This window comes from Streptomyces mayonensis, from assembly GCF_018982965.1.
Taxonomy (GTDB): domain Bacteria; phylum Actinomycetota; class Actinomycetes; order Streptomycetales; family Streptomycetaceae; genus Streptomyces; species Streptomyces mayonensis.
Genome location: NZ_JACBYP010000158.1, coordinates 1 through 14,406, shown reverse-complemented (window position 1 = coordinate 14,406; position 14,406 = coordinate 1). Strand labels below are relative to the sequence as shown.

General features: G+C 73.5%; 14 protein-coding genes. 7 read left to right on the top strand and 7 right to left on the bottom strand.

Going from position 1 to position 14,406, the window contains the following annotated elements; all coding sequences use genetic code 11:
• Positions 1-106: 106 nt before the first annotated feature.
• Positions 107-643, bottom strand: coding sequence for a sigma-70 family RNA polymerase sigma factor (locus HZS56_RS34715; protein WP_216724798.1), 537 nt, complete (start codon positions 641-643; stop codon positions 107-109).
• A 359-nt stretch (positions 644-1,002) separates the two neighbouring features.
• On the opposite strand from HZS56_RS34715, the gene HZS56_RS34710 reads away from it, so the two are divergent.
• Positions 1,003-2,019 (top strand): aspartate-semialdehyde dehydrogenase, encoded by a 1,017-nt coding sequence (locus HZS56_RS34710; protein WP_216724797.1) that lies wholly within the window; start codon positions 1,003-1,005, stop codon positions 2,017-2,019.
• 7 nt (positions 2,020-2,026) lie between these two features.
• Here the strand turns inward: HZS56_RS34710 and HZS56_RS34705 are convergent, their stop codons facing one another.
• Positions 2,027-2,503 (bottom strand): DUF1203 domain-containing protein, encoded by a 477-nt coding sequence (locus HZS56_RS34705; protein WP_216724796.1) that lies wholly within the window; start codon positions 2,501-2,503, stop codon positions 2,027-2,029.
• Between the two features lie 112 nt (positions 2,504-2,615).
• Between HZS56_RS34705 and pepN the strand changes: the two genes are divergently transcribed.
• Together pepN and HZS56_RS34695 are read left to right on the top strand one after the other, a co-directional pair.
• On the top strand, positions 2,616-5,195 hold the full coding sequence (gene pepN, locus HZS56_RS34700; protein ID WP_216724795.1) for an aminopeptidase N: 2,580 nt from the start codon (positions 2,616-2,618) through the stop codon (positions 5,193-5,195).
• A 90-nt stretch (positions 5,196-5,285) separates the two neighbouring features.
• Positions 5,286-5,807 carry a MarR family winged helix-turn-helix transcriptional regulator gene (locus HZS56_RS34695; RefSeq protein WP_216724794.1) on the top strand — a complete coding sequence of 174 codons (522 nt, stop codon included), beginning with the start codon at positions 5,286-5,288 and terminating at the stop codon, positions 5,805-5,807.
• A 102-nt stretch (positions 5,808-5,909) separates the two neighbouring features.
• On the opposite strand, the gene HZS56_RS34690 is transcribed toward HZS56_RS34695, so the two are convergent.
• The 3 genes from HZS56_RS34690 to HZS56_RS34680 form a co-directional block, all read right to left on the bottom strand.
• Complete coding sequence (locus HZS56_RS34690) at positions 5,910-6,200, bottom strand: hypothetical protein (RefSeq protein WP_216724793.1); 291 nt, start codon at positions 6,198-6,200, stop codon at positions 5,910-5,912.
• A gap of 73 nt (positions 6,201-6,273) precedes the next feature.
• Positions 6,274-8,412, bottom strand: a complete 2,139-nt coding sequence (malQ, locus tag HZS56_RS34685; protein WP_216724792.1) for a 4-alpha-glucanotransferase — start codon at positions 8,410-8,412, stop codon at positions 6,274-6,276.
• Between the two features lie 9 nt (positions 8,413-8,421).
• Positions 8,422-8,727, bottom strand: coding sequence for a hypothetical protein (locus tag HZS56_RS34680; protein ID WP_216724791.1), 306 nt, complete (start codon positions 8,725-8,727; stop codon positions 8,422-8,424).
• A gap of 286 nt (positions 8,728-9,013) precedes the next feature.
• Here HZS56_RS34680 and HZS56_RS34675 point away from each other — a divergent pair, with 286 nt between their 5' ends.
• On the top strand, positions 9,014-9,670 hold the full coding sequence (locus HZS56_RS34675) for a class I SAM-dependent methyltransferase (protein ID WP_216724790.1): 657 nt from the start codon (positions 9,014-9,016) through the stop codon (positions 9,668-9,670).
• Here the strand turns inward: HZS56_RS34675 and HZS56_RS34670 are convergent.
• Positions 9,651-9,845 carry a DUF397 domain-containing protein gene (locus tag HZS56_RS34670; protein ID WP_216724789.1) on the bottom strand — a complete coding sequence of 65 codons (195 nt, stop codon included), beginning with the start codon at positions 9,843-9,845 and terminating at the stop codon, positions 9,651-9,653. The genes HZS56_RS34675 and HZS56_RS34670 overlap by 20 nt on opposite strands.
• Positions 9,846-10,197: 352 nt before the next feature.
• Between HZS56_RS34670 and HZS56_RS34665 the strand changes: the two genes are divergently transcribed.
• Positions 10,198-10,782, top strand: coding sequence for a Uma2 family endonuclease (locus tag HZS56_RS34665; protein ID WP_216724788.1), 585 nt, complete (start codon positions 10,198-10,200; stop codon positions 10,780-10,782).
• Positions 10,783-10,809: 27 nt separating this feature from the next.
• Here HZS56_RS34665 and HZS56_RS34660 read toward each other — a convergent pair whose 3' ends face one another.
• Positions 10,810-11,346 carry an HNH endonuclease gene (locus HZS56_RS34660; protein ID WP_216724787.1) on the bottom strand — a complete coding sequence of 179 codons (537 nt, stop codon included), beginning with the start codon at positions 11,344-11,346 and terminating at the stop codon, positions 10,810-10,812.
• Positions 11,347-11,694: 348 nt separating this feature from the next.
• Between HZS56_RS34660 and HZS56_RS34655 the strand changes: the two genes are divergently transcribed.
• Positions 11,695-12,792 carry a mechanosensitive ion channel family protein gene (locus HZS56_RS34655; protein ID WP_216724799.1) on the top strand — a complete coding sequence of 366 codons (1,098 nt, stop codon included), beginning with the start codon at positions 11,695-11,697 and terminating at the stop codon, positions 12,790-12,792.
• A 213-nt stretch (positions 12,793-13,005) separates the two neighbouring features.
• A complete protein-coding gene (locus tag HZS56_RS34650) occupies positions 13,006-14,229 on the top strand; it encodes an ROK family transcriptional regulator (RefSeq protein WP_216724786.1) in 1,224 nt (407 codons plus the stop codon).
• Positions 14,230-14,406: the final 177 nt, after the last annotated feature.

Sequence of the window (14,406 nt, the reverse complement as noted above, 5' to 3'; positions counted from 1 at the left end):
CGAGGCCCCCCGTGCCGGCCGTCCTTCCCGGGCCCCCCGTTCCTCCCGCGCCCCCCGTCCCTCCGGGTCCGGGTCCTGTCCCCCGGCGTGCTGTCCGGCGGCCATCTCACACCACCTCGTCCTCGTGCAGGCGGGCGCGCAGGGCCCGTACCGCCGTGTGCAGCCTGCTCTTCACGGTGCCCTCGGGAATGCCCAGCTCCTCGGCGATGCCGCGCACCGGCAGGTCGGCGTAGAAGCGCAGGACGAGGACCTGGCGCTGGGCGTCCGGCAGCTCGTCCAGGCCCTGGGCGACCGCCAGGGAGAGGACGCTGCTTTCCTCGTCGCGGGGATGGTCCGGCTGGCGCAGCGCGGCCAGGCGTTCGCCGAGCCGGTCCTGGCGGCGCCTGGCCCGGTGCCAGTCCATGGCCAGGTTGGAGGCGACCACCGCCGCCCACGCCGACACGTCGCGCGGCGCCTCGCGCCCACTGGCCGTCCGCTCGAGGAGCCGCAGCCGGACCTGCTGCACCCCGTCCGGCAGGTCCGCCTGCGGCACACCGCCGAGCGCGAGCACCGACCGCACCCGGCGTTCCTGGGCCGCGTCCAGCGGGTCGCCGCGTCCGGCGTCCCCCTGACCGCGGCGGGCCTTCCTGCGCAGCACTGCCACCCCTCCCCCTGGGCCCCGACCTCGCGTCCCCCCTATGACGCGGGCGGCGCCCGGAACGTTCGCCCGGCCGGTCGTCCCGTGGCACGAGGCGTACGTCACACCACCGTGTGGGCCGGGAAGGGATGGGCAGGGGCGCCACAGCACAGCTTGCGGCGTGCGGGCCGGCCGGAGTGAATTTCTGCAGCTCGGCCGGGTCGCCGCCGAAGGACCGCGCCGCCCGTCCGCGCCACCGCGTCCCGGTGCGCGGGAACACCGCGCAAAGGATTGGACAGGCGGGCCGGACTTCGCCCCATGATGGAAAAGTCTCGGCCGAGCAAAGCGCGCGTGAAGACACGCGCACAACCGGAGAAGGAGTCACCGTGAGGGTCGGAATCGTCGGAGCCACCGGTCAGGTGGGCACGGTCATGCGCAGGATCCTCACGGAGCGCGACTTTCCCGTCACCGAACTGCGCCTGTTCGCCTCCGCGCGCAGCGCCGGCAAGGACCTGGACGGCGTGACGGTGGAGGACGCGACCACCGCCGACTACTCCGGACTGGACATCGTGCTGTTCTCCGCGGGCGGCGCCACCTCCAAGGCACTGGCCGAAAAGGTCGCCTCGCAGGGCCCCGTCGTGATCGACAACTCCTCGGCCTGGCGCCGCGACCCCGAGGTCCCGCTCGTGGTGTCCGAGGTGAACCCGCACGCGATCGCCGACCGCCCCAAGGGCATCATCGCCAACCCGAACTGCACCACGATGGCCGCGATGCCGGTCCTGCGCCCGCTGCACGCGGAGGCTGGCCTCGAAGCCCTCGTCGTGGCCACCTACCAGGCGGTGTCCGGCTCCGGCCTGGCCGGCGTGGACGAGCTGTTCGAGCAGGTGCAGAAGGTCGGCGCGGACGCGCCCAAGCTCACCCACGACGGCTCGGCCGCCGAGTTCGGGAAGCCGGAGAAGTACGTGGCGCCGATCGCGTACAACGTGCTGCCGCTGGCCGGCTCGATCGTCGACGACGGTCTGCACGAGACGGACGAGGAGCAGAAGCTGCGCAACGAGTCGCGCAAGATCCTGGAGATCCCGGAGCTGAAGGTCTCCGGCACCTGCGTGCGCGTGCCCGTCTTCAGCGGCCACTCCCTCCAGATCAACGCCCGCTTCGCCCGCCCTCTCGGCGTGGAGCGCGCCAAGGAGCTGCTGGCCGGCGCCCCCGGCGTGGCGCTCACGGAGGTGCCGACCCCGCTGGAGGCGGCCGGTCAGGACCCGTCGTACGTGGGCCGCATCCGCCGGGACGAGACCGTGGACAACGGCCTCGCCCTGTTCGTCTCCAACGACAACCTGCGCAAGGGCGCGGCCCTGAACGCGGTGCAGATCGCGGAGCTGGTGGCGGCGGAGCTGAAGGGCTGAGCGCCGCTCACCCCCTCGTGACCTCGTAGAGGAAGCAGCCGTACTCGACGGCCCGGACGTGGACGAACTCCACGGCCGGGTCGTCGAACGCTTCCCGGAGGGCGGACCCGAACCCGCCGGGTGCGACCAGGCGTCCGCCGAGGATGCGCCCGCCGGCGGAGTACCGGCGCAGGGTGCGGTGCGCGTGGGTGAAGGCGAGCGCGCCCTCGGGGTCCGGTCCCGCGCACGGCTCGGCGTGGATGAAGACGGGCCCCTGTTCGTCGTACGCGCCCGGGTCGGCGCCCGTGCGGGCCGCCCAGCGGCGCAGCGGGGCGTAGGAGACCAGGGCGGTGCGCTCACCGGGACGGCTGCGGCGCAGGCAGCAGCGCAGGGGTGCGCCGCCCTCGGTGTCGGTGCGGGGCGCGGGGCTGCGGCCCGCGTCGTCGGCGGCGCGGAGTTCGTCGAGGGCGGCCGGGGGGACGGGGCGTGCGAGGTAGCCGTTCATGCGCCCAGGCTCCTGCGCGCGGGGCGCGCGCACCGGCGGGAAATGGACATCGCGTTCGGTGCGGGCCACGTGGAAGGATGGCGCAACCCACACATAACGAGGAGATGACCGCGTGCCTGGCACAAACCTGACTCGCGAAGAGGCGCGGCAGCGGGCGACGCTGCTGACCGTTGACTCGTACGAGATCGATCTCGACCTCACCGGCGCGCAGGAGGGAGGCACCTACCGGTCGGTGACCACGGTGCGCTTCGAGGTCGCCGAGACCGGCGGCGAGTCCTTCATCGACCTGGTCGCCCCGGCGGTCCACGAGGTGACGCTGAACGGCGACGCCCTGGACCCCGACGAGGTGTTCCAGGACTCCCGCATCGCCCTCGCGGGACTGCTGCCGGGCCGCAACATCCTGCGCGTCGTCGCCGACTGCGCGTACACCAACACCGGCGAGGGCCTGCACCGCTTCGTCGACCCGGTCGACGAACAGGCGTACCTGTACACGCAGTTCGAGGTACCGGACGCGCGCCGCGTCTTCGCGAGCTTCGAGCAGCCGGACCTCAAGGCGACGTTCCAGTTCACCGTGAAGGCGCCCGAGGGCTGGACGGTCATCTCCAACTCGCCGACCCCGGAACCCCGCGAGAACGTCTGGGTCTTCGAGCCCACCCCGCGCATCTCGTCGTACATCACGGCGCTGATCGTCGGCCCGTACCACTCCGTGCACAGCGTGTACGAGAAGAACGGCCAGTCCGTGCCGCTCGGCATCTACTGCCGCCCCTCGCTCGCCGAGCACCTCGACTCGGACGCGATCTTCGAGGTCACCCGGCAGGGCTTCGACTGGTTCCAGGAGAAGTTCGACTACGCGTACCCGTTCAAGAAGTACGACCAGCTCTTCGTGCCGGAGTTCAACGCGGGCGCGATGGAGAACGCGGGCGCGGTGACCATCCGCGACCAGTACGTGTTCCGTTCGAAGGTGACGGACGCCGCGTACGAGGGCCGGGCGGCGACGATCCTGCACGAGCTGGCGCACATGTGGTTCGGCGACCTGGTCACCATGGAGTGGTGGAACGACCTGTGGCTCAACGAGTCGTTCGCCACCTACTCCGAGGCCGCCTGCCAGGCCGACGCGCCCGGCTCGAAGTGGCCGCACTCGTGGACGACGTTCGCCAACCAGATGAAGACCTGGGCCTACCGGCAGGACCAGCTGCCGTCCACGCACCCGATCATGGCGGACATCAGCGACCTGGACGACGTGCTCGTCAACTTCGACGGCATCACGTACGCCAAGGGCGCGAGCGTGCTCAAGCAGCTGGTGGCGTACGTCGGTGAGGACGCGTTCTTCCAGGGCGTGCAGGCGTACTTCAAGCGCCACGCGTTCGGCAACACGCGCCTGTCCGACCTGCTGGGCGCGCTGGAGGAGACGTCCGGGCGCGATCTGAAGACCTGGTCGAAGGCGTGGCTGGAGACGGCCGGCATCAACGTCCTGCGCCCGGAGATCGAGACGGACGAGAACGGTGTCGTCACGTCCTTCGCCGTCCGCCAGGAGGCCCCGGCCCTGCCCGCCGGTGCGAAGGGCGCGCCGACGCTGCGCCCGCACCGCATCGCCATCGGCGGCTACGACCTGGACGCGACCGGCAAGCTGGTGCGCGGGGAGCGCGTCGAACTGGACGTCGACGGCGAACTGACGGCCGTACCGCAGCTGGTGGGCAAGGTCCGCCCGGCGGTGCTGCTCCTGAACGACGACGACCTGTCGTACGCGAAGGTCCGCCTGGACGAGCAGTCGCTCGCCGTCGTCACCGAACACCTCGGCGACTTCACCGAGTCGCTGCCGCGCGCCCTGTGCTGGGCGTCGGCGTGGGACATGACCCGCGACGCGGAGCTGGCGACCCGCGACTACCTCTCGCTCGTGCTGTCCGGCATCGCCAAGGAGTCCGACATCGGTGTGGTGCAGTCCCTGCACCGCCAGGTGAAGCTGGCCGTCGACCAGTACGCCGCCCCCACCGCCCGCGAGGCGCTGCTCACCCGCTGGACCGAGGCCACGCTGGCCCACCTGCGCGCGGCCGAGGCGGGCAGCGACCACCAGCTGGCGTGGGCGCGGGCGTTCGCGGCGACGGCCAGGACACCGGAGCAGCTCGACCTGCTCGACGCGCTGCTCGACGGCACGCAGACGATCGAGGGTCTGGCCGTCGACACCGAGCTGCGCTGGGCGTTCGTGCAGCGGCTCGCGGCCGTGGGCCGGTTCGGCGGCTCGGAGATCGCCGCCGAGTACGAGCGGGACAGGACCGCCGCCGGTGAGCGCCACGCGGCCACCGCGCGTGCCGCCCGCCCGACCGAGGCCGCCAAGGCGGAGGCCTGGGAGTCGGTCGTCGACTCCGACAAGCTGCCGAACGCCGTCCAGGAGGCGGTCATCGCCGGCTTCGTCCAGACCGACCAGCGCGAACTGCTGGCGTCGTACACGGAGCGGTACTTCGAGGCGCTGAAGGGCGTCTGGGAGTCCCGTTCGCACGAGATGGCCCAGCAGATCGCGGTCGGCCTGTACCCGGCGGTGCAGGTGTCCCGGGAGACCCTGGACCGCACGGACGCCTGGCTGGCCTCGGCCGAGCCGACCGCGGCCCTGCGCCGCCTGGTCTCGGAGTCCCGCGCGGGCATCGAGCGGGCACTCAGGGCCCAGGCGGCGGACGAGGCCGCGGGGGCGGCCGGGTAAGTCCGTCCTGTCTCTAGGGGCGCCCGGCGTTGTGCCGGGCGCCCCTCCCGCGTCCGGGGGACACCCGGGTCCATGGCCGATACTCGTGGCATGAGTCAGAGCCCCGAGTCGCGTGGCGGACCGCGTAAGGACCCGATCGACGCGATCGTCGAGCAGTGGGCGGCGGTGCGGCCCGATCTGGACACGGCCGCCATGGAGGTGTTCGGCCGGGTGTTCCGGCTGGCGCGGACCATGGGTGACCGGATGGAGAGGGCGTACGGGCGCTTCGGGCTCTCCCGCGGGGAGTTCGACGCGCTGGCGACGCTGAGGCGGGCCGGGGAACCCTACACGCTCTCGCCGCGGGAGCTGTCGGCCACGCTGATGCTCACCACCGGCGGCATGACCGGACGGCTGGACAAGCTGGAAGGGGCGGGCCTGCTGCGCCGCTCCCCCGACCCGCACGACCGCCGGGCACTGCAGGTCACGCTCACCGAGCGGGGGCTCGAGCTGATCGACGAGGCGGTCGGCGCGGGGCTCGCCGTCCAGGCGGAGGCGCTTGGCGCGCTGGACGCCCGGCAGGCCGCCCAGGTGGCCGGCCTGCTGCGGGCCCTGCTCGCCGGGACGGAAGGGTAGCGGCCCCCGGACGCGCCGAGGGCGCCGCCCGTCGTCACCGGTGTGCGGTGGGGGCGGCGCCCTCGGGGGAGCCGGAGAGGCCGGGTTGGCCGGGCCGGAAGGTCAGGCCTTCGCGCCGGCCTTCTCCCTGGTGTCCTTGGTCTTGATGTTGCGGGTGGTCACCCGGTGCTCCTCCTTGGAGCGGTCCAGGACCATGCACAGGCCCGCGATGACCACGAACAGCGCGATCGGGGCCAGGACGTAGAGACCCAGTGTCTCGACGACGCTCAGGCCGGTGCCGGGGTCGTCGCCGTCGTCGCGCGTCAGCGCGAGCGCGGGGGACGACATGAGCAGCATCATCAGCGTCGTACCGGCTGCCAGGGCGCCGGCGCGCAGGGCGTTCTTCTTGTCCACGGTGCAAAGTTAGCGAACGCCCCGGGCGGCCGCGCGTCCGGGGTGCCCGTACGGGGTGCCGCGGGCGCCGGGATCAGCCGTCGGCGCGTTCCCGTACGGCGTCCATCAGGGCGTGCAGCCGGGGTGACGCGGCCAGGTCCTCCAGGGTCACGGGGCGGCCCTCGGCGTCGGCGACGGGCAGCCGCCAGTTCGGGTACTGGTCCCAGGTGCCGGGGAGGTTCTGCGGGCGGCGGTCGCCGACGGCGTCGGGGAGCCAGATGCCGACCATGCGGGCGGGCGTGCGCAGCAGGAAGCGGTGCACGGCCTGGATCTCCGCCTCCTCCGCGGAGGTTCCGGTGCCGCCGCCGGTGCCGTGCAGCAGGCCGAGCCGGGCCAGGACGTCCAGCCACTCGGCGGTGTCCGCCGACGCCGCGGCGCGTTCCTCCTCGAGGGGCCGGGTCAGCAGGCCGAGGCGGTCGCGGAGTTCGACGTGCTCGCCGGTGAGACGGGCGGCGGTGGACGGCAGGTCGTGGGTGGTGGCGGTGGCCAGGCAGTCGGCGCGCCAGCGTTCGGGGGGCAGGGGGCGGCCGTCGCCGGTCCAGTCCCGCTCGAACCACAGCACGGACGTGCCGAGCACCCCGCGCTCACGCAGCGTCTCGCGCACGCCGGGTTCCACGGTGCCCAGGTCCTCGCCGACGACCACGGCACCGGCCCGGGTGGCCTCCAGGGCGAGGACGGCGAGCATGGCCTCGGCGTCGTAGTGGACGTAGGTGCCGTCGGTGGGCGGACGGCCCTCGGGGACCCACCAGAGCCGGAACAGTCCCATGACGTGGTCGACGCGCAGTGCGCCGGCGTAGCGGAACAGGCCGCGCAGCAGCCCCCGGAAGGGTGCGTACCCGCCCTCCGCCAGCCGGTCGGGGCGCCAGGGCGGCAGGCCCCAGTCCTGGCCGCGGGCGTTGAAGGCGTCCGGCGGTGCGCCCACCGACGTGGCAGCGGCGAAGTACTCCCGCTGGGCCCAGGAGTCGGCGCCGCGCGGGTGCACGCCGACGGCGAGGTCGTGGACGATGCCGACCGGCATGCCCGCCTCGCGGGCGGTGCGCTGGGCGGCGGTGAGCTGGGTGTCGGTGAGCCAGGTGAGGCGGGAGTGGAAGTCGACGCGGTCCATCAGCTCGGTACGGGCGCGGTCGGTGGCGGCCGAGCGGGGATCGCGCAGTTCCTCGGGCCACCGGTGCCAGTCGGAGCCGTGGACCTCGGCGAGCGCGCACCAGGTGGCGTGGTCCTCCAGGGCGGTGCCCTGTTCGGCGAGGTAGTCGCAGTAGGCGGCGCGCCGGCCGGGCCCGAGGGGGACCTCGTGGAGCAGTTCGAGGGCGTCGCGCTTCAGCTCCCACACGGCGTCCCGGTCGATGAGGGCGCCCTTGTCCAGTACCCCCTCCCGCAGCCGCGCCGCCCGTTCCCGCAGCGTACGGGTCCGCTCGGGGTCGTCGGCGTACGCGAACTCGGGCACGTCCTCGATGCGCAGGTGCACGGGGTCGGGGAAGCGGCGCGAGGAGGGCCGGTACGGGGAAGGATCGGTGGGGGCACCGGGTACGGCCGCGTGCAGCGGGTTGACCTGCACGAATCCGGCGCCGAGGACGCGTGAGGCCCAGGCGGCCAGTTCGCCGAGGTCACCTAGGTCGCCCATGCCCCAGGAGCGGTGGGAGAGGAGGGAGTAGAGCTGGACGAGAAGTCCGTGGGAGCGGGCGGCGGGGGCGGGCACCCGGCCGGGCGCGACGATCAGGTGCGCCTCGGCGGTACGCCCGTCGGGCGCGGTGGCGGTCACCCGGTGGACACCGTCCGGCAGCGGCCCCGTCCCGTCGTCCGGCAGCCGCCCGGCCCCGTCGCGTCGCTCGCCCTGCTCGGTGTCGACGCGCAGCCGGGTGCCCGCGGGCAGCGCCGCCAGGGCGGCGGGTGTGCCGCCGTCGCCCCAGTGGACGACGGTGGGCGGCAGCAGGCGCTCGCGCAGCTCGGTCTCCCGGGCGGCGAGCGCGGCCCGTACGGCTCCGGGGGTGCGCGTGTCCACGCCGAGCGCGGCCAGCGCGTGGGTGACGGCGGTGGCCGAGGCCGGGACGGTGCGGTCCGGGGAGGGGCGGTAGGAGGTGGCGACGCCGTGCAGCGCGGCGAGCCGGGTCAGATCCTCGGGAAGGTCTCCGGGAAGGCCTTCGGTGGGGTGGTCGTCCGGCCGGGCTGCGGGCATCTGCCACCTCTACGACATCGTGGGTTCCGGAACGGCGAAGGAGGGGCCGCCCTGCTCCGGCACGTCGGCCGTGAGTTCGGGCGAGGACTCGCTGGTCAGCGGTACGGCGTCGGCGAACGGCGACTCGCTGGTGAGGGGCTCGGCGTCGGGCCGCGGGGGCTCGCTGGTGAGCGGCGTCTCCGCGGAGCTGCCGGTGGCGCCGAAGACGCAGTAGTGCGGGGTGTCGGAGGCGGCGGAGGGCTCCGCCCAGGGGGTGGACGGCTCCGCCACGGGTTTGGAGGGGGCCGGCAGCAGAAGGGGTGCCAGTGCAGCCATGGGAGTCTCCTCGGGGTCGTTCGTCGTGCCGAGTGTGTTTTCGGCGGGTTACGGCAGCCCCTACCCAGAAGGTGCCGAGGCAGGCCCCCTGAGATCGACAACGTGGTCCTGGTCACATTCCACTGGTTCTGAATACCCATGAACCCACCCAAAGGAATCCTGTCATCCACCAGCGATCACGCACGACCGACCGTCACACACGGCCGCTCGACCGATCACGCACGACCGACCGAGCGATCGCACACGACCGACCGAGCGGTCACACACGACCGACCGGAGGAGCCGCATGCCCCCTCTGCCGCACCGGGCCCTGCGGGCACTCGACCGCTTCAACGCCGCGCACCCGTGGGACCACAACGCCCACTACCACCGCTGGATCCTGCGGCAGCTCCCGCGCCGGTTCGGCAGCGCCCTGGACGTGGGCTCCGGCAGCGGCGACCTGGCCCGCCTCCTCGCCGCCCGCGCCGAGCAGGTCGCGGGCGTGGACGCCGACCCCGCGATCACCGCACGGGCCCGCGCACTCACCCCCGGGACGGCACCGGTGACGTACGAGGTCGCGGAGGCCCCGGCCGGGCTCCCCGCCGGCCCCCACGACGTCATCACCTGCGTCGCCGCCCTCCACCACCTGCCGTTCACCGAGGCCCTCACCGCGCTCCGCGGCCGCCTGGCCCCCGGCGGCACCCTGGTCGTCGTCGGCCTCTACCGGCCACGGACGGTCACGGACCACCTGCTGGGCGCGGTCGCCGCCCCCTTGAACGCCGCCACCGGGTGGCTCAAGAACAGAGGCCGCACAGCCCCCCGCCCCACCTCGATGACCGCCCCGACCCGCCCCGCCGGCATGCCCTTCACCGACATCGCCCGCGAGGCCCGCACCATCCTCCCCGGCGCCCGCCTGCGCCGCCGCCTGTTCTGGCGGTACACCCTCACGTGGCGCCGGCCTTGAGCGGCAGACACCTCGCGAACCGCGCCCAGGCCTGCGGCGCGACGCGGAGTACCGGGCCGTCGACGGAGGCCTTGGAGTCCCGGACCGCCACGGCCCCGGGGACGTTGGGGGCGACCTCGACGCATTCGCCGCTTCCGTTGCTGTAGCCGGACTCCACGAAGTCGAACTCGGGCATCGGTCACATCTCCAGTCGGGCAGCTTCGACGAGCTGGATGGAGTCACGCTGGGCAAGGCTGCGTCGGACCGTGCGCTCAAGCCTACGGCCCTCCGGAGGGACCCACCGCAGTCTCCCTGCGCGAGCTGCTGGGAGTGCTCGGTGCCCGCCAGTGGCTCCTGAAAGGGAGCGGCGTGCCGGCGCTCGGGGCTCGGATCCACCCCCAACTACGGCGTGTACGCCCGCGAGGCTCGCACGATCCTCCCCGGCGCCCGCCTGCACCGTCGTCCGGACCGGCGGTACACGCTCATCTGGACAAGTTGTATCTCGTCTACGCTGGGCGTGTGGACCCCCGCAGACCCGGAGGAGCCTTGTGACCGTGACCGCTGACAGGCCGCAGATGCTCGTCACAGAGTTCGAGGAACTCGCCCGCCATGCCGACCGGAGCATAGAAGGCGCGCGGCTCGAGTTCATCAACGGACATCTTGGGGGGAAGGCCGTGCCTGACGGCGACCACGGCAGCATCATCGAGTGGCTCACGCGCATCTGCATGCAGCAGCGTCCGGAGCTCTGGCTCGACTCTCATCAGGGTCTGGCGGTCGAGGCCTACCGCGGAGGCCGCGCGCGTCCCGACGGATCACTCGTGGCCAGCCATGCCTTCGCCGGTGCGGGTGAGTGGGCGGATCCCGCGCCCGTTCTCATGGTCGTCGAGGTGACGTCGTACGACTCGGACACCGACCGGCGCGACCGTGTCGAGAAGCCCCGGGCCTACGCCGGGGCGGGTATCCCGGTGTACCTCCTGATCGACCGGGACGCCTGTGAGGTCAGGGTGCACAGCGGGCCGGACGCGGGGCGGTACGAGACCGTGCGGACCCTGCCCTTCGGCAAGGAGGCCGCGCTGCCCGAGCCGGTCGGGATCGTGCTGGACACCGAGCCGCTGAAGAACTGGGTGCGCTGAGCCGGGGCAAGGCAAAGGCCCGGACCGTCAGGCCGGGATGCCGTCGATCCGGGCCATGGCGTCCTCCGCGCCGTACGGCTGCAAGTACGGCAACCAGCGCGGGTCCCGGTGGCCCGTGCCGATGATGCGCCAGGCCAGGCCGGTCGGCGGGGCCGGTTTGTGGCGCAGGCGCCAGCCCAGTTCGACCAGGTGGCGGTCGGCCTTGACGTGGTTGCAGCGGCGGCACGACGCCACCACGTTCTCCCACGCGTGCAGGCCCCCGCGACTGCGCGGGACGACGTGGTCGACGCTGGTGGCGACGGCACCGCAGTACATGCAGCGGCCCCCGTCGCGGGCGAACAGGGCACGGCGGGTGAGCGGGACGGGACCCCGGTAGGGCACCCGTACGAACCGCTTGAGCCGGACCACGCTGGGTGCGGGCACGGTGACGGTCGCGCTGTGCAGGTAGGCGCCGGACTCCTCGAGGCACACGGCCTTGTTCTCCAGGACGAGGACGAGCGCGCGGCGGAGCGGTACGACGCCGAGCGGCTCGTACGACGCGTTGAGGACCAGGACATGCGGCACGGGTGCCTCCTTGGGCGTCGGCGGCGCGTGGCTCGCGCCGGGACGATCTGGTTCAGTCTCCCCTCTTGGCTGGTCGTAGCGCCACCATGTCCCGGTAACGGGCTGGGAGTGTTTTCGAACACACGGGTCACGGTGCCGGCGGCGTGACCAGTTCGAGCGCGGGTGAGGACCGTCTCTCCCGGCCGTTTCGGGCCGGAGGGCGCCGCGTGCCCCGTTAGTGTGGTGCTCCTGCCCGTCCGGTGACCTTTCCGTGACCTTGGACCGGCCCCCGGACCAGACCGGACCGGACCCCGGGGCCGGACCGCGCAGGACGGGCTGCCGCATCTGGAGGTATCCGCAGTGTCCCCCGTGTCCCTGTCCGCCGCCGACCCCTCGGCCGCCGGTTCGTCGCCCTCGCCGTCACCGTCCCCGACGGCCCCCGAGGTGCCCACGCTGCAGGACGCCCAGGAGCACGCGACGAACGCCGCGGGCTGGGTCGAGGAGAACTGGTCGACCTGGCTCGCGATCGGACTGCGGGTGCTGCTGATCGTGGTGATCGCGGTGGTGCTGCGGGCCGTGGTGCGGCGGGCCATCACCAAGCTGATAGACCGGATGAACCGCAGGGCCACGACCGGTGGCGGCACCGCGCTGAGCGGGCTGCTCGTCAACGCCGAGCGGCGCCGGCAGCGGTCGGAGGCCATCGGGTCCGTGCTGCGTTCGGTGGCCAGTTTCCTCATCCTCGGTACCGCCGCCCTGATGGTGCTGGGCACCTTCCAGATCAACCTCGCCCCGCTGCTCGCCTCCGCCGGTGTCGCCGGTGTGGCGATCGGTTTCGGCGCCCGCAACCTGGTCACCGACTTCCTGTCCGGCGTCTTCATGATCCTGGAGGACCAGTACGGCGTCGGCGACAGCATCGACGCGGGGGTCGCCTCCGGCGAGGTCATAGAGGTCGGGCTGCGGGTGACCAAGCTGCGCGGCGCCGACGGCGAGATCTGGTACGTCCGCAACGGCGAGGTCAAGCGGATCGGCAACCTCTCGCAGGGCTGGTCCACGGCGGGCGTGGACGTGACCGTCCGCTCGGACGAGGACTTGGACAAGGTGAAGGAGACCCTCACCGCGGTCGGCGAGCGGATGAGCAAGGAGGAGCCCTGGAACGAGATGCTCTGGGGCCCGATCGAGACCCTCGGCCTGGACTCCGTACTGCTCGACTCGATGGTGGTCCGGGTCTCGGCCAAGACCATGCCCGGCAAGTCCCTCACCGTCGAGCGCGAGCTGCGCTGGCGCATCAAGCGGGCCTTCGACGCGGCGGGCATCGCGATCGTCGGCGGCGCCACGGTCCCGCTGGAGGGCGCCCCGGCCGCCGCCGACCCCACAGCGGGTGTCGCGGCCCCGTCGGCCTACGCCAGCACGGTGTCTCCGCAGTCCGTCGCGGCGTCCCCGATCCCGCCGCCCAGCACCACCAAGTAGAGCGGCGTCACGAGCCGGCCCACCCCGCGCCCCCGCACCCTCCCTCGCCCTCCCTCGCACCCCGAGGTAACGACTGCGTTGCCTCGGGGTCCGTCTCTTGACGGCACCCCACCGGCGGCCTACGTTTCTCAGCCAACAGGAAACTTTCCTAACAGTCGCCGAGCGGGCATCTCCGTGAAAGGCTGAGCGGCCGAGAGGCAGGTGTGGACACGCATGGCAGGAACCACCGGCACCCCGGGCACCCCGCGCGTCCTGCGGGCCATGAACGACCGGGCCGCACTCGACCTCCTCCTGGAGCACGGGCCGCTCTCCCGGACCCGGGTCGGCAAGCTGACCGGACTGTCCAAGCCGACGGCCTCGCAGCTGCTGGCCCGCCTGGAGGCCGCGGGTCTGGTGCTGGCCGGCGGTACGACCGAGGGGCGCCCCGGGCCCGGCGCCCAGCTCTACGAGGTCAACCCCGCCGCCGCGTACGCCGCCGGTCTCGACGTCACCCCGGGCCGCGTCCTCGCCGCGGTCGCCGACGTCACCGGGCGCACGGTCGGCCGGTTCGAGCTGCCCACCCCGGGCCGGCGTCCGACCGTCCCCGTCGTCCAGCAGGTCACCGAGGCCCTCGACGGGGCGGTCAAGGCGGCCGGGCTGGACCGCAGCGCCGTCCACCGCCTCGTCATCGGCACGCCGGGCGCCTTCGACCCGGGCACCGGGCGGCTGCGCTACGCCTCCCACCTGCCCGGCTGGCACTCCCCCACCCTCCTCGACGAACTCGCCGCCGCCCTGCCGATGCCGGTCGAGTACGAGAACGACGTGAACCTCGCCGCCGTGGCCGAGCAGCGTCTCGGTGCCGCCCGGGGCAACGAGGACTTCGTGCTGCTGTGGAACCAGGAGGGCCTCGGCGCCGCCCTGGTCCTCGGCGGCCGGCTGCACCGCGGCTGGACCGGCGGCGCGGGCGAGGTCGGCTTCCTGCCGGTGCCGGGCGCCCCGCTGGTCCGCAAGGTCAGCCGCACCGGCAGCGGCGGCTTCCAGGAGCTGGCCGGTTCCCAGGCCCTGGCGGGGCTGGCCCGGGAGCTGGGCGTCACCGACGTGCCCTCGGGGCCGTATCCCGAGGTCGCCGCCACGCTGGTGGCCCGCGCCGCGCAGGCCGGCACCGGAGACGGGGACGATCCGCACCGCAGGCTGCTGCGGGCCTACGCCACCCGCCTGGCCACCGGCCTCGCCTCCCTGGTCTCCGTACTGGACCCCGAACTGGTGGTCCTCAGCGGCACCTCGCTCGTCTCCGGCGGCGAGGCGCTGCGCGACCTGGTCCGCGACGAGCTGGAGGAGCTGGCGGCCTCCCGGCCCCGGCTCGTCGTCGGTGACGTGACCGAGCACCCCGTCCTGCGCGGCGCACTGGAGAGCGCGCTAGCGACCACCCGCGACGAGGTCTTCGACACCTCGCGCTGACCCCGCAGCCCGTTCCCGTCCCGCCCCCCTTTCCTCCCTCACCGCACCCCGCGTCTCTCCCGTCCCGCACCGCGCGTTCCGCCCCCCCCCGGCCCCCCGCCCCCCGCCCCGGGGGGCGGGGGGCCCCCCGGGGCGGCAAAATACGCAACCCGGGCGAACGGCCACCCCCCCCCCCCC

Coding starts and splice junctions, on each gene's coding strand:
- HZS56_RS34705 (WP_216724796.1), bottom strand. CDS start 2,503: ATGAACGGCTACCTCGCACGCCCCGTCCCCCCGGCCGCCCTCGACGAA.
- HZS56_RS34695 (WP_216724794.1), top strand. CDS start 5,286: ATGAGTCAGAGCCCCGAGTCGCGTGGCGGACCGCGTAAGGACCCGATC.
- malQ (WP_216724792.1), bottom strand. CDS start 8,412: ATGCCCGCAGCCCGGCCGGACGACCACCCCACCGAAGGCCTTCCCGGA.
- HZS56_RS34680 (WP_216724791.1), bottom strand. CDS start 8,727: ATGGCTGCACTGGCACCCCTTCTGCTGCCGGCCCCCTCCAAACCCGTG.
- HZS56_RS34675 (WP_216724790.1), top strand. CDS start 9,014: ATGCCCCCTCTGCCGCACCGGGCCCTGCGGGCACTCGACCGCTTCAAC.
- HZS56_RS34670 (WP_216724789.1), bottom strand. CDS start 9,845: ATGCCCGAGTTCGACTTCGTGGAGTCCGGCTACAGCAACGGAAGCGGC.
- HZS56_RS34650 (WP_216724786.1), top strand. CDS start 13,006: ATGGCAGGAACCACCGGCACCCCGGGCACCCCGCGCGTCCTGCGGGCC.